Below are 14,233 nucleotides of genomic sequence, written 5' to 3'. Positions count from 1 at the left end.
GGGTTTCAGCGGCGAGACACCGTTCGTCGGATCGTCGGCACCATCACGGCCGTATCGGAACGGAATCGTTAACTACTCTCAATAGTAATCAAAACGTTGCGTAGACTGTTCGGCTTTCGAGGGTAACATTTAAAGGCCCCAAAGACAAGTTAACAAATGCCATGATAGACCGACTTGAGAAGGAAGTCGATATGCTGGAACGTCATCTGCAGGTCCTGAAGATGGTCATCGAAAACGAGCCGATCGGCATCGTCAAGATGTCCAACGAGACCGGCTACCCCCACCACAAAGTTCGCTACTCGCTGCGCGTTCTCGAGGAAGAAAACCTCATCGAGCCCTCGAGCCAGGGTGCGATCAAGACCGAGCGCACCGTCGAATTCGTCGACGAACTCGACGACAAGCTCGACGACATCATCGGCAAGCTCGACGGGATGAAGATCGAAGACGTCGCCGAAATCGAAGGCTAACTGTTCGATCGCCGCGGGTTCGCATCGATCGATCGTCGCGTCCGCTGCAACGACCGGTATAACGACTGAACGGGTGCAACCGGTCGGCGCGTTCGCGGCCTCTTCTTCGACTCCCGCTCTATTCGCAGCGACTGCGACTATCCGTTCGCCGGTTCGCGGACTCGAGACACTCTCTCCGGAGCCGAAACTGCGGAAACGTCGCGGCGACTGCAGGGCTCAGTTGACGGCTCGCGTTCGAAAATAGTGGCGTGAGCAAATGAGACGGTCGTCCATCGGACCGCCGTCCCTGAAAGCGCCCGTCGCGATTAGAGCTCGGGAACGGTCATGTGGAACCCTTCCGAGCGCGACTCGACCAGACAGAGGTGATAGCCCTGCTTTCGCGAGAGGCTGACGTAGCTCAGCTTCGAGCTCCGGCTAAGGAAGCCGCTGCTCGTCGCCTCCTCGGTCACCTCGTGGGCGCCGGACTCGAAGTAACTCGAGGTGACGGCGATCGCGGCCGCGAGGTCGGGGTAGTTCGCCTTGACCGCCGACGCCGCTTCCTCGAGGCCCGCGAGGGTGTCCTCGCTGACCGGCTTGCGCGAGTCGTTGAGCATCGCGACGAGCAGCGGGTTCCCCATCTTGTCGAACGCGACGACGTCGAAGGTGACCTCGTCGGGAACGTCGTCGGTGTCGTCGTCCGCGAGCGAGATCGTCGCGTCGAGTTCGGCCCGGTCGATCTGCGGGATCGCGTCGTAGAGGTCCGACAGCCCGTTCGCGTGGCCGGTGTCGCGGATTTCGTAGAGCGTCGTGTCGGTCAGCCACTTCACGAACCGGTAGGCCATCGTCCCGGTGAGGAACTCCTCGTACGGCGCGCCCTCGACGGCGACGTCCGAGGCGTCGAACTCGGTGTGGTGCTCGAGTTGCAGGTTCGACGCGACCTCGTCGCGGTCGGCGTCGCCCTCGTGGGCGGTCTCGAGGGTCGGTTGGCTCTTCGAGCGGTACCGGACGAAGAGGTTCGTCCCGGCCAGCGCCCGGTCGGGCGAGAGTTCGGTGCCCGCGGCGTTCACACCCGAACCTGCACCGTCGCCGGCTCGTGCCGCCTCCAGTTCAGACTCGAGTTCCTCGATACGGGATTCGAGGCGGTCGATCGTCTCGGACAGCTGCTGGTTCTTCTCGCGAAGTTGATCGCGTTCGGAGACGAGCTCTTTGTTCTTCGACTCGAGGGCCTCGCGCTGCTCCTCGAGGCGTTCGATTCGGTCGGCGAGCCGTTCCATGCGCTCGGTCTGGTTTCGGTCGGCGGTGGCGCCGCTCGGTGCTGTCGTCCCGGTTCCAGCGCTGGCGCCACTGTCCGCCTGTCCGGAGCCGCGCGGTCCGTTCGCGGAGCCCTGCGTGGTCGATCCGGTCGATCGCCGGGCCTCGGTTCGGGTACCGGCATCCTCACGAGCGGACTGGCTTGCGGATTGGGACCCCGACCCTGTCCTCGATCCCGAGACGGCACTCGTCGAGCCGTCTGCGGTCGTCTTCTCCGGATCGATCGACGGAATCCGCCGGGTTTCGCGCCACTGTTCTTCCTCCTCGAATCGCTCCTCGAGTTGATCCTCGTCGTCCGCCTCGGCACCACTTGGTGAGTCGGCGTCGGCGGCTTTCGACTCCATTCGCTCGGCCCCGCCCGGTGGGCGGACGTCTCCGGCCGTCGTCTGGGGCTGCTCGGGCTCGTCGTCGTCACCGGTCCAGGAGATGTCGTTCTGATCGAGCTGTTCGGCGGCCGCCTCGACTTCGGCCGGATCCGGCGAGCTAGAGCTGGTCTCGGTCTCGGTTTCGTGTCCAGTTTCGGACGTCCTCGCTGGGGATGCCCCGGAATCGGGGTCACCACCGACGGAGTCGGCGTCGGCTTCGGCTGCGGTCGACGCGTCAGGGTCAGGCTCGGTCTCGAGTCCGGGTTCGTGATCGGTTCCGGTCTCGAGTTCGACGCCGTTCGGGTTCGGTTCCGGGTTCGGTTCCGGGTCCGGCTCAGGTCCGGGTTCGGGTTCAGATTCGACGGCAGCGACCGAATCAGCTGCCGTATCGGAGGAATCGGGATCTACGGCAGCGTCGGTCGAAATCGAATCGGCGTCCGTGATTCCCGGCGTCGTCGACTCGCGAGCGGTTGCGTCCGAGTCCGTCGCCGTGATCCCCGTCGGGCCGTCGTTTCCGGTCACTGCATCGTCGGTACTGCTGCCGGTATCGGCCGACGAGCCGGTGCTCGAGCCGCCGGAGATGTCGATCGGTTCGACGCCCGAGACGCCGCCGACGGACGGCTCGTCGGTCGAGCCGACGTCGGTGCTGTCGGTCGTCGCGCCCGTCTCGGCGTTCGCGTCTCCGGCCGGCGTGTCGTCCGCGCCCGGAACGTCGGTCACCTCGACGTCGACGTCGATGACCTCGTAGATTCCGACCTCGTCGTCGGCGCGTTCGAACGCCTCGTCGCCGGTAACCAGCCGCTCGGCGTTACCGATGTAGGCGGCGGCCATCCGGCGACCGCCGTAGTAGACGGCGTAGTAGTCGCCGCTGAGGACGTTCTCGCTCAGTACGATGTAGCCCGTAAACGAGCCGTCCTGGAGCGTCTCGTCGACCTCCCGCAGCGGTGTTTCGTTCGTGTAGTACTTGGCCCGGGTGTCGCCCCCCTGTTCCTCCATCGAGCAGAGCAACGGCAGCGACGGATGCGGCGCCTGATAGATCGTGCCCGAGGCGCCGTCGAAGTCTTCGATCGCCCCCTCGAAGACGCCGACGATACGGCCGTTAAGCATAAAGAGCCAGGTGCCGCCTGTACCCGTCGTTACGGCCCCCGAAAAGCCGCTCTCGGCGAGATCAGCGAGCCCATCGTAGCCGCCGTTGAACGGGCGAGAATCCCATTGTTCGACGCGCTCTTGCGTGCGCGAGTCCATAGTTCAACAAGCGGTAACTGAAACAAATACGTTTCGCCTAGATGTTCGCCGCTATATGTCGCCCGACTAAATCTTCGACTCGGCGTCTTCGGCGAGTTCTTTCATCCGCTTGCCAATCCGGCCGGCGCTCGAGAACTCGTCTTCGCTCATCCCCTTCGCGAGGGCGTTGCCGAGGACGAAAACCGCGTGCTTGTGTTCGCTCTTCGATTTGTGGACGTGGGAGGGGTCGACGTCGAGCTGGCGGTACGGTTCGAAGAGCTCTTCGTCGACCTCCTCGCGCTGGGCGAAGTACTCCATTATGGTCACGAGTTCTTCGTGCAGCTCGAGGAGTTCGTCTTTGTGCATACCCGCGTGTATGGACGGTCTCGGCTTAAGGATTGTGTGCATACGCGTCGCAAAATCTGGCGCGAGTCGGGTGGGAACGCGAGTTATGCTGCGTCTCCGGGGCGCGAGCGTGCCTCGAGATCGACCGCAAGGAAGCCGATCCACGCCCCGAACGCGACGGCGGCGACGAACTCGGGGACGGCGAACCACGCGCCGGCGTCGCCGCCGGCGACGAGGAAGCTAAGCCAGCCCAGCCAGGCCAGCGGATGCACAACGGCGAGCCAGATCGAGACGAGGCCGCGACGGAGCCGACCGGCGAGCACCGCACCGGTGCCGTAACACCACTGCGCCAGCGGCGCGGCGGCGAAGTACGTCAGCGCGGCCGGGCCGTGGAAACTCCGCTCGAGGTACCACTCGGTGTGGCCGAGAAAGAAGACGCCGACGCCGACCAGTCCGATCGTCGCGACGACCAGCAGGGCGACGCCGACCCGCTCGAGGGCGGTCTCGCTCGCGTGCCAGAGCCGCCAGCCGAAGGGGACGCCGAGCAGGCCGCTCAGGACGAGCCCGCCGTTGAACAGCGGAAACGTGCGGGTCCCGTACCGGCCCATATCCGAGAGGGCGGCACCGCGCCAGGTGAACGTCTCCGGGGCGGCGATGACCGTCGCGAGGAGGACCGCGCCCAGGCCGACGACGGCCGCGGCGAGCCCGCAGTGCGTTGCGACTCGAGCGGCGGTCGAACTGCGGGGCCGGCGTCGACGCTGCGTTCCTCCCATTGGGGTGACCGGTAGCTATCGAACCGCGCCGCTATCAAAGTGGGTGATCGGACCGCAGAATCGAACGCGGAAGCGCTGTTAGTCGGCGACGGAGACGTCGCGCTCGCGCTGGCCCGCGGGGAACCACGCGAGTTCGTGGTCGGCGACGACGCGGACGCCGACCCGCTCGTCCAAGTCGATCCGGTCGGAGTGGTTGTGCATGCACTCGATGGTTTCGCCCGAGTCGAGTTCGACGCGGTAGAGGACGGTCGGGCCGAGGTAGCGCCGGTAGACCACGCGGCCGTTTGGCTCCGCAGTCTCGTCACCCGGTACGGCCACGACGTCGTCCGGTCGCACGAGCAGGTCGATCGCCGAGCCGGTGTACTCCTCGACGAGCCCGTTGACGTCGTCACGGAGAACGCGCCCGACCGCCGTCTCGACGTGGTCCTCTCGGACCTCGCCGGAGACGAAACTCGCGTGGCCGAGGAAGCCGGCGACGAACCGCGATCTGGGCTGCTGGAACACCCGTTCGGGCGCGCCGATCTGCTCGATGTCGCCCTCGTTCATCACGGCGACCCGATCCGAGATCGACAGCGCCTCCTCCTGGTCGTGGGTCACGGAGACGGCGGTGACGCCGGCTTCCTTGATGATCCGGCGCACTTCCTCGCGCATCTCGACGCGCAGATCGACGTCGAGATTCGAGAAGGGCTCGTCCAGGAGCAACATCTCGGGTTCCGGCGCGAGCGAGCGGGCCAGCGCAACCCGCTGTTGCTGCCCGCCCGAGAGTTCGTCCGGATAGTCGTCGCCGTGGGCCTCGAGACCGACGAGGTCGAGTAGTTCGTCGACGCGGGCCTCCTGTTCCGCTGCTGCCCAGTCCTGCAGACCGAATGCGATGTTCTCCCGCGCGGTCAGGTGGGGAAAGAGCGCGAACTCCTGAAAGACGATGCCGACACCGCGGTTCTCCGGCGGGACGAACCGACCCTCGTCCGCGACCGCGACGGGGGCGTCCTGCAGTCGAATCCGGCCCGTGTCGGGTTTCTCGAGGCCGGCGATCAGCCGCAGCGTGGTCGTCTTTCCACAGCCCGACGGCCCCAACAGCGTGAGGATCTCGCCGTCCCGAACCGACAGCGACAGGTCCGGGATGACGGCCTCGCTCCCGTACCGCTTCGCGACGCCGTCGAGCTCGAGGACGACGTCGTCCGTCCCAGCGGACTCGGGTGCGGACGCGGGCTCGGGCGCCGATTCGTCGGCTGCGGTCGTGAGTAGGTCTCCGTTCGGCATAATCAACTCCGGCCGGCCCGGTACCGGCGTTCATTCGGTTTAGGCACTCCTAAAACACTTATACTTGCCGGTCAGTTCCCGCCGGTTGGGAGCAGACTCGGAGCCGGCGTAAAACGGTCGCTGGAACTGTCGTAAATCGCAAATCGGCGTGTTAGAGCTCGACGCCGCTCGGGATCAGGCTGTGCTGGCGCAGGAGACTGCCCTCGTCGTCGTAGACGAGAAAGGTCCGTTTGTCGTAGGTGACGAACGGCTCGTCGTCTCCCTCGAGCGTGATCTCGACGGTGTAGCGCCCCTCGTCCTCGGTGGCGTCCTCGCCGTAGCCGCGGGCTGCCCGGATGAACTGCAGAACGTCGTCGGCGTCCTCGTTGAGCTCGAGGATGAACTCACCCGTGATTCTGTTCGTGACGCTGACGACGCCGGCGGTGTCGTTGCCGAGTGGCTCCTGCAGCCGGAGTGCGACGTCGGTTTCGTCGGCGTCGAGGAGGTCTCCCTCGGGACCGGTAAGGCGCTCGCGAAGCATCGTCGACGGGCCGGTAAAGTCGATCGATACCGCGGGTTTGCGCGGCTCGCCGTCGGTTTCGACCCAGTCAATATTAGTAACGTTTAGCGTGAAGTCCTCGCGCCTCATTCCGTACGCACGGATTAGCGCTCCCGCCGTATGAACGTAACGCACAACCGGTCTTCGAACGAACACGTCCGGGACGATCGCCCGGTCGCGTCGGCACTCGTCGATTGTCTGTCGTCGTCGGTTCGCGCCGCCGGTAGTCGTCGCTCGGTTCGTCAACGGGCTACGGCCACGGAAACGGTCGACCCGTCGGCGACGGAGACGGTCGGGATATTTATGATGGTGCGGTCGTGATATGCGACGAACACACCGTCCTCCCGGCGGCGAGGCCCTATACTGATGTCAGAACGCACCGATTCGGCTCGGGACGGTTCGGACGCTGACCGCGCAGCGTCGCGTCCGGATCCCGCCGCAGCCGTCGGTGGCGGCGACGCTGACGCTAATACTGACGCTGCCGCCCACGACGACTCCCGTCCAGCCGACGATGCCGACGACGCTCGTGCAGCCACCGACTCCGGTGACTCCCGGCCGGAGTCCACGTTCGAAACCGCCAAACGGACGATCCGCCGGGTCCTCGAGACGCTGCGCGGGTCGACGATCGAGGTCGACGACTACGATCCGCGCGATCACGGCCCGCTGGTCGAGTACGAGGCCGTCGACGGCCTCGAGGAGGTCGACCGGTACTGGGTCGACGCGCCGTTTTCGTTCGTCTCGATCGCCTACGACGCCTCGGCCAGCCAACACCGCTACCGCGTCATCGAACCGCAACTGACCGAGGAAGAACGGGTCCTGCTCGAGACGCTCTTCGAGGACGTCCGCGATCCCCTGCTGTACCGGGCCGACGACGCCGGGGACGTCGAGGACCTGCTGCGGGAGACGATCCACGAGTACCTCGAACGCTACGGCGCTGAAATCGACATGGCGACCTTCTACCGGCTCTTTTACTACATCCACCGGGATTTCCGGGGCTACGGCCGGCTGGAGCCGATCATGCACGATCCCCACGTCGAGGACATCTCCTGTGACGGCTACGACCTGCCGATCTTCGTCTACCACGACGAGTACACCGACATCGAGACGAACGTCGCCTTCGGCACCGACGAACTCGACGGGTTCGTCGTCCGGTTGGCCCAGCACTCGGGCCGGCACATCTCCATCGGCGAGCCGATGGTCGAGACGACGCTCCCGGACGGCTCGCGGGCCGAACTGGCGCTGGGGAAGGAGGTGACGCCGCGAGGCTCCGCGTTTACCATCCGAAAGTACGCCAGCGAGCCGTTCACGCCCGTCGATCTGCTCGAGTACGGCACCTTCAGCGTCGAGCAGATGGCCTACCTCTGGCTGGCCATCGAACACAACAAGAGCCTGCTGTTCGCGGGCGGGACCGCGTCGGGCAAGACCACGAGCATGAACGCGATCTCGATGTTCATCCCGCCGCGGGCGAAGGTGCTCACGATCGAGGACACCCGCGAACTCGAACTCTACCACGACAACTGGCTCTCCTCGGTCACGCGCGAGCGCGTCCACGAAGGGAAGGACGTGACGATGTACGACCTGCTGCGCTCCGCGTTGCGCCATCGGCCCGAGTACATCGTCGTCGGCGAGGTCCGGGGGGAGGAAGCGATCACGCTCTTCCAGGCGATGAACACGGGCCACACGACCTACTCGACGATGCACGCCGACTCGGTTCAGACGGTCATCAACCGGCTCGAGAACGAGCCGATCAACGTCCCGCGGTCGATGGTCCAGAGCCTGGACATCCTCTCGGTGCAGACCTTAACCCGGCTCGGTGAGGGCCGCGTCCGCCGGAACAAGGTGCTCGCCGAAATCGAGGGGATCGACCAGCGGACCGGGGAACTCGACTACTCGACGGCCTACACCTGGGACAGCGAGGCCGACGCGTTCCGCGGCACCGGCAGCCGCGTCTTAGAGGAGATCCGCGACGAGCAGGGCTGGTCCCGGACCGAACTGTTGACCGAACTCCGAAACCGCGAGCGATTCCTCGAGTACCTGCGGAACAACGATATCTCGGACTACCGACGCTTTACCGCACTGGTCAACGAGTACTACGCCGACACGGAGCGCGTGCTCGAGACGATTGCGGCCGACGAGGACGACGGCGACGGTGCGGACCCGACGGCGACCGATCCGGCGGCCGACTCGATCGTCAGCAACCCGCTCGCAGGAGCCGGTCCCGACGAGGACGGGTGATCGTCGCCGATGGCGCTCTCGAACTTCCTGCCGCTGGTCTGTGCCGCCGCGCTCTGTTCGCTCGCCGCCCTCGCGCGGGTTCACGTCGGACTCGATCGGGTACTGACTCGAGCAGCGATCGGGCTGTTCGGCGGCTACGTCGCCGAGTTCAAGGGCGAGCATCCGGACAGACAGTCGGCGCTCCGGGCGGCACACTTCGCGACGACCTACCGAGAGTACGGCGCGATGACGATGCTGTACGCGACGCTGTTCGCGATCGCCGGCGCGATCGTCGGCATCTACGTCATCTGGGGTCTGCTGCTCGTCCTCGCGGTCGATCCCGCGGCCATGCGCGAGGCGCTTCCCGGAGCGCTCGCGTTCCTGGCGAACCTCGGCGGCGTCCCGTCGCTGTCGGCGACCGAACTGTTCGGCCTCTTTGCCCTCTCCTGTCTGACGATCGGAACCCTCGCGGGCTTCGGCGCGTACTGGCTCCGCTGGTGGTACCCGAGTTACGTGGCCGACGGTCGCGCCCGGCGGATCGAGACGAGCCTTCCCTCGACGGTCGCGTTCATGTACGCCCTCTCGCGCAGTGGCATGGAGTTCCCGAAGATCGTCCGCATCCTCGCGCGCCACGAAGACACCTACGGCGAGGCGGCCGCGGAGTTCAGCGTCGCAGTGCGGAACATGGACACCTTCGGCATGGACGTCATCACCGCACTCCAGACGACGGGCCGGCGGTCCCCGAGCCCGAAGTTCGCCGACTTCGTCGAGAACCTCGTCAGCGTCCTCCAGAGCGGTAATAGCCTCTCGACGTTCCTCGAGACCCAGTATCGGGACTTCCAGGAGGAATCCGAGTCCCAGCAGGAGTCGACCATCGAGTTGCTCGGGACGCTCGCCGAGGCGTACGTCACGGTGCTGGTCGCCGGGCCGCTCTTTCTCATCACGATTCTGGTAGTCATCGGCATCTCCGTCGGCAACACGTTCGATCCGCTCCGGGCGTTGATCTACCTCATCCTGCCGCTGGGGAACCTCGCCTTTATCGTCTACCTGAGCATGGTGACCGACACGATCACGCCGGGGGGCGTCGCCGAACCGGATTCGGACGAAGACGACGCGGCCGTGCCGAGCCCCGTCGCCGTGGCGCGTGAACAACCCCGGCCCGACGGCGGCCGGAACGCGGCGCGACCGACCGATCGCGGACGGGATCGCGAGCAGCGAAACGTCGAACGAGTCCGGTACTACCGTCGACTGCAGCGGCTCCGCGAGCGCGTCGGGTCGCCCCTGTCGACGCTGCGCGAGCGCCCTCGGCTCTCGCTCGTCCTCACCGTTCCGATCGCACTCGCCGCAGTCCTGTGGCGGTTGCCGGTAGCGTTCGCCGACGGCGGATTCGACGTCACCGTCATCGACGACGCCGTCGCTATCGGCGCGCTGTTCGTCGTCGCCGTCTTCGCTCTCTGTTACGAACTCCACCGCCGGCGGATCGAGGCGATCGAGGGCGCGATTCCCGACCTCCTCGAGCGCCTCGCGAGCGTCAACGACGCCGGAATGGCACCGGTGTCCGCGATCGATCAGGTCCGCGGGTCCGATCTGGGGCCGCTCGGGGCCGAACTCGACCGCATCTGGGCGGACGTCCAGTGGGGTGCCGACCTCCAGACCGCCCTCGAACGGTTCGGCCGGCGCGTCCGCACGCGCGCGACGTCTCGAGTCGTCACGTTGGTGACGGAGGCGATGAACGCGAGCGGCAACCTCGCGACGGTGCTCACCATCGCCGCCAGACAGGCGGCGGCCGACCGGCGACTCAAGCGCGAGCGCAAGCAGGCGATGGTCGAGTACCTGGTCGTCGTCTACATCGCGTTTTTCGTCTTCCTGTTTATCATCACCGTGCTCGCGGCCTATCTCCTGCCGAATCTCCCCACGGAGGGGATCGAGGCCGCCGGCGGCGGGGGCGGCACCATCGACGGGCTCGGAGGGCTCTCCCAGACCGCCGCCACGCAGTACAACACGCTGTTCTACCACGCGACGCTGGTCCAGGGGCTGCTCTCGGGGCTGATCGCCGGCCAGCTGAGCACCGGCGACGTCAGGGCCGGCGCGAAACACGCGGCCGCGATGCTCGCGCTCTCGGTCCTGCTGTTCGCCGTCGTCGTCTGACCACCGATTCCCCGCCGACGGTGCGAACGCTTTTTGCACGCGCCCCGACCACTCCGCACTGATGGGAACGGGCGACAACGGTGACGACGAGTCGGCGCCGAGCCAGCCGGATCGCGGGAGCGTCCGCGCGACCTACGACCGGATCGCGAGCCACTTCGCGTCGACGCGGGAGTACGCGTGGCCCGAGGTCGAATCGTTCGTCGACGACCACGCGGCCGTCCTCGAGAACGGGGACGAGGACGAGCCCGCCGTCGGCCTCGATCTCGGCTGCGGCAACTGCCGCCACGCCGAACTGCTCGCGGACCACTGCGAGACCGTCGTCGGCCTCGACGCGAGCCGCGGGCTCCTCGAGACGGGCCGGGAGCGCGCACGGGAGCACGGATTCGACGTCGCGCTCTGTCAGGGCGACGCGAGTTCGCTGCCGCTGGCAGCCGACTGCGTCGATCTCGCGGTCTACGTCGCGACGCTGCACCACCTTCCGACCCGAGAGGTGCGGCGAGCGAGTCTGAACGAACTCGCACGAGTGCTCTCGCCGGACGGCCGCGCGCTCGTCAGCGCGTGGTCGACGGCCCACGACCGGTTCGACGCGACCGCCGACGCCGAGGAGGGGTTCGATACGACCGTCGAGTGGACGCTCCCCGGCGGCGACGCGGTCGATCGGTTCTACCACATCTACGCGCCCGCGGAGTTCGAGGCCGACCTCGCGACCAGCGACCTCGACCTGCTCGAGTGGGAAGTCTCGAGCGGCAACTGCTACGCCGAAGTGGCCGGCTCCGGGTGAATGCGGGCGTGTGACGGACACGCAACCCGTCAAATGAGGACACTTTTCAACAGATTACTAAAAGTTACTTCCCACCCGACTAAGACTGTAGTTTTCGAATCAATTGAGTATGTATAAGTTAAAAGTAAATCGAATAAAACGTTCGCAAACGGCGGCAACTGTGCAAAACGCCGCCGGCTTTTATCCTCATCTCGTCCCCCAGCACCGGATGCGCTATGACGCGCTTCACTCGACGTTCGACGCTGAAGGCCGCAGGCGCATCGCTTGCCGCAGCTACCCTCCCCGCGACGGCCGCCGCCGAGGAGGAATCCACGTGGACGGTCTCCGAGACCCCCATCGACAGCACGATCCACGACGTTATCCACACGACGACGAACGCCCACGCGGTCGCGAGCGGGGGCCTCGTCATCGAACGCGCCGACGAGGGCTGGGAGGTCGTCCTCCAGGGCGGTCCGACCGGTAACGGGAACGACCTCTACGGCGTCGACACCACCGACGACGGCGAACGCCTTTGGATCGTCGGCGCCAGCGGCGCGATCGGTGAGTACGACGTGACGACGGGCAACCTCGTCGACCGCTCCGCGCCCAACGACTTCACGGCCAACTTCAACGACGTCGCAGTCACCGGCCCCGCGGGTGACGCGGACGTCTACGTGGCCGACGACTCCGGTTCGATCCATTACAGCTTCGAGAACGGCGAGGAAGGCACCTGGGAGTACGCCACGCCCGGCAGCGGCTCCGGCTTCAACGCCATCGAGTTCTACGCCGACGGCGCCGGCCACGTCATCGACACGAACGGGAAGGTGTTCGCCACCGACGACGGCACCACTTGGAACCCGATCGGCATCGAGGACGCCGGCGTCACGTTCTACGGTCTCGACAGCGACGCCGAAGACGACGTCGTCGTCACCGGCGGCAACGCCTCCGTCTTCGAGTACGACGGCAGCCAGTGGGTCCCCGAGAGCCTCGGGGACGCCGACCTCTTCGACGTCGAAACCGACGACAACGGCGGCGTCACCGTCGGCAGCGGCGGCGTGATCTTCGAACAGACCGACGGCAAGTGGTCGCAGGTCCAGACCCCGACCGGCGAGAACCTCAAGGCCGTCGCCACCGGCGACGTCGATATCGCCGTCGGCTCCGGTGCCGAGGTCCTCGAGAAGTAACGGTACCGGTACCACCACCGTTGTCATCGCGTCCGCCCCGGTAATCCGGAGCCGGCTCACTGCCGGTTCGATCGTTTCCCCTCCCTCCCCTCACCCCCCTTACCACCCACCGATCGTCTCCGGACCGATCACCGATCGGCTCCTGCTTCTTCGTTTCCGAGTCTCGAGTCGGTAGTTGAGCGAGTCGGTTCGAGTCAGTGCCCCAACCGAATCGACAGACGAAACAGGAAGACCCTTAAACTCGGAGCGAAAATCGGGGAGTGCGCGCGGATGGTCTAGTGGTAGGACCTGAGCCTTCCAAGCTCATGGCCCGGGTTCAAATCCCGGTCCGCGCACTCCTCACGCCTTCTCTCGTTGGTTTTCCGGGTTTCCAGCAATGACCCGACTATGCCATTCGAAGCTTACAACGTGGGTTGGTGTATCGCACCCCGGAGCCGTCCCCGGATTATAAAAAGTTTCAGGCTTACTAGACCTAGAGTCAGCGGTTCCCCTGTTTTCGCGGAGCCAGAGGTGAGGGCTTATGCAGGATGAACGTGACAAGGTCGACGGCATCGTTGTAGTTCCGGAGCAGTCGGAGAAATACCTGAACCAGCGGCAGCTCGAGGACTACCACAGCTTCCGAAAACAGTTACTCAAATGGCTACTCAACCTGGGAAAGGATCCGGAGAAAGCTGAAGGCTACGCGTTCGACACTACGCGGCAAAGAGGATACAAAATCGACCAGTTCTACCGGTGGATCTGGAAGCAAGAAGAGGGGTACACGCTCCGCGTCACGACCGACCATGCGGACGAGTACTGCAAGGAGCTGGTGTACGAGGAACTGTCGAAGACACACAAAGCTGCCGTCCAGAAAGCGATCAAATCGCTATTCAAATATCTGAACCATGAACGAGGGCGGAGTATCGACTGGGAACCGGAAATCAAGTTCTCCAGCGGCGGAGCCACACACCAGATACGAGACTTCCTGACAGGAGACGAACGACGGAAGATCAAACAGGCCAGCCTCGAGTACGGATCCATACCCCACTACAACTCCCTCGATCCGCAGGAACGAGACAAGTGGAAGGCTCATCTAGCGCAACGGTTCGAAAAGCCGAAAAACGATGTGACAAGGAGTGACTGGGAAAAAGCGAACGGCTGGAAATACCCCTCCATCGTCTACACATCGATGGACGCAGGACTGAGACCCAAAGAGGTCGGACGCGCCAAGACGAGCTGGTTGGATCTCGAGAACGGGATGCTCCGTATCCCAAAAGGAGAGTCTACAAAGAATACGGACAACTGGCACGTCGCACTCAGCGAACGCACAGCCAACATCCTCCGAAAATGGGTGAGCGAACGAGAAAACTACGACAAGTACCGGGGGACAGAAGCACTATGGCTGACCAAGTACGGAAACCCGTACGGTAGTTCCTCGCTCAACCGGTTACTCGGAAAGCTGTGTGAGGAAGCCGATATACCGGTGAAACACAGGGACATGTCCTGGTACTCCATCAGACACAGTGTGGGCACGCAGATGAGCCGTGATCAGGGACCTGCTGCAGTCCAACAACAACTCCGACAGAAGTCGTATGAGATGGCTGTCCGGTACGACCAAGCACCGGTGGAAGACCGACAGGAAACAGTCAACAACTGGGACTAAGACTCTCTGATCCGTGGGGGTTC

11 protein-coding genes and 1 tRNA gene are annotated in these 14,233 nt (G+C 65.0%); 7 read left to right on the top strand and 5 right to left on the bottom strand.

Going from position 1 to position 14,233, the window contains the following annotated elements; translation table 11 throughout:
* Positions 1-161 precede the first annotated feature (161 nt).
* Entirely contained in the window at positions 162-467 is a 306-nt protein-coding gene (locus ATJ93_RS12310) for a hypothetical protein (protein WP_120244913.1), read from the top strand.
* Positions 468-772: 305 nt separating this feature from the next.
* Here the strand turns inward: ATJ93_RS12310 and ATJ93_RS12305 are convergent, their stop codons facing one another.
* From ATJ93_RS12305 to ATJ93_RS12285, 5 genes are all read right to left on the bottom strand, one after another.
* Positions 773-3,367, bottom strand: coding sequence for a cell division protein ZapB (locus tag ATJ93_RS12305; RefSeq protein ID WP_120244912.1), 2,595 nt, complete (start codon positions 3,365-3,367; stop codon positions 773-775).
* Positions 3,368-3,433: 66 nt separating this feature from the next.
* Positions 3,434-3,712 (bottom strand): UPF0058 family protein, encoded by a 279-nt coding sequence (locus tag ATJ93_RS12300; RefSeq protein WP_013881203.1) that lies wholly within the window; start codon positions 3,710-3,712, stop codon positions 3,434-3,436.
* Positions 3,713-3,795: 83 nt separating this feature from the next.
* Entirely contained in the window at positions 3,796-4,464 is a 669-nt protein-coding gene (locus tag ATJ93_RS12295; RefSeq protein ID WP_120244911.1) for a DUF998 domain-containing protein, read from the bottom strand.
* A 78-nt stretch (positions 4,465-4,542) separates the two neighbouring features.
* Positions 4,543-5,724, bottom strand: a complete 1,182-nt coding sequence (locus ATJ93_RS12290) for an ABC transporter ATP-binding protein (protein ID WP_120244910.1) — start codon at positions 5,722-5,724, stop codon at positions 4,543-4,545.
* 151 nt (positions 5,725-5,875) lie between these two features.
* A complete protein-coding gene (locus ATJ93_RS12285) occupies positions 5,876-6,352 on the bottom strand; it encodes a DUF5793 family protein (RefSeq protein ID WP_120244909.1) in 477 nt (158 codons plus the stop codon).
* A gap of 276 nt (positions 6,353-6,628) precedes the next feature.
* Here ATJ93_RS12285 and ATJ93_RS12275 point away from each other — a divergent pair, with 276 nt between their 5' ends.
* From ATJ93_RS12275 to ATJ93_RS12250, 6 genes are all read left to right on the top strand, one after another.
* Complete coding sequence (locus ATJ93_RS12275; protein ID WP_245977556.1) at positions 6,629-8,497, top strand: type II/IV secretion system ATPase subunit; 1,869 nt, start codon at positions 6,629-6,631, stop codon at positions 8,495-8,497.
* Between the two features lie 9 nt (positions 8,498-8,506).
* On the top strand, positions 8,507-10,624 hold the full coding sequence (locus ATJ93_RS12270; RefSeq protein ID WP_120244907.1) for a type II secretion system F family protein: 2,118 nt from the start codon (positions 8,507-8,509) through the stop codon (positions 10,622-10,624).
* A 61-nt stretch (positions 10,625-10,685) separates the two neighbouring features.
* Positions 10,686-11,405, top strand: coding sequence for a class I SAM-dependent methyltransferase (locus ATJ93_RS12265; protein WP_120244906.1), 720 nt, complete (start codon positions 10,686-10,688; stop codon positions 11,403-11,405).
* A gap of 215 nt (positions 11,406-11,620) precedes the next feature.
* Entirely contained in the window at positions 11,621-12,568 is a 948-nt protein-coding gene (locus ATJ93_RS12260) for a WD40/YVTN/BNR-like repeat-containing protein (protein ID WP_120244905.1), read from the top strand.
* Between the two features lie 264 nt (positions 12,569-12,832).
* Positions 12,833-12,903 (top strand) — tRNA-Gly (locus ATJ93_RS12255).
* 185 nt (positions 12,904-13,088) lie between these two features.
* Positions 13,089-14,210: a tyrosine-type recombinase/integrase gene (locus tag ATJ93_RS12250; RefSeq protein ID WP_120244904.1), complete on the top strand. Its 1,122-nt coding sequence runs from the start codon at positions 13,089-13,091 to the stop codon at positions 14,208-14,210.
* Positions 14,211-14,233: the final 23 nt, after the last annotated feature.

Source organism: Halopiger aswanensis, assembly GCF_003610195.1.
In the GTDB taxonomy this organism is placed as follows: domain Archaea; phylum Halobacteriota; class Halobacteria; order Halobacteriales; family Natrialbaceae; genus Halopiger; species Halopiger aswanensis.
This window is presented reverse-complemented; position numbering and strand designations above follow the sequence as displayed.

Coding starts and splice junctions, on each gene's coding strand:
- ATJ93_RS12310 (WP_120244913.1), top strand. CDS start 162: ATGATAGACCGACTTGAGAAGGAAGTCGATATGCTGGAACGTCATCTG.
- ATJ93_RS12305 (WP_120244912.1), bottom strand. CDS start 3,367: ATGGACTCGCGCACGCAAGAGCGCGTCGAACAATGGGATTCTCGCCCG.
- ATJ93_RS12300 (WP_013881203.1), bottom strand. CDS start 3,712: ATGCACAAAGACGAACTCCTCGAGCTGCACGAAGAACTCGTGACCATA.
- ATJ93_RS12295 (WP_120244911.1), bottom strand. CDS start 4,464: ATGGGAGGAACGCAGCGTCGACGCCGGCCCCGCAGTTCGACCGCCGCT.
- ATJ93_RS12290 (WP_120244910.1), bottom strand. CDS start 5,724: ATGCCGAACGGAGACCTACTCACGACCGCAGCCGACGAATCGGCGCCC.
- ATJ93_RS12285 (WP_120244909.1), bottom strand. CDS start 6,352: ATGAGGCGCGAGGACTTCACGCTAAACGTTACTAATATTGACTGGGTC.
- ATJ93_RS12275 (WP_245977556.1), top strand. CDS start 6,629: ATGTCAGAACGCACCGATTCGGCTCGGGACGGTTCGGACGCTGACCGC.
- ATJ93_RS12270 (WP_120244907.1), top strand. CDS start 8,507: ATGGCGCTCTCGAACTTCCTGCCGCTGGTCTGTGCCGCCGCGCTCTGT.
- ATJ93_RS12265 (WP_120244906.1), top strand. CDS start 10,686: ATGGGAACGGGCGACAACGGTGACGACGAGTCGGCGCCGAGCCAGCCG.
- ATJ93_RS12260 (WP_120244905.1), top strand. CDS start 11,621: ATGACGCGCTTCACTCGACGTTCGACGCTGAAGGCCGCAGGCGCATCG.
- ATJ93_RS12250 (WP_120244904.1), top strand. CDS start 13,089: ATGCAGGATGAACGTGACAAGGTCGACGGCATCGTTGTAGTTCCGGAG.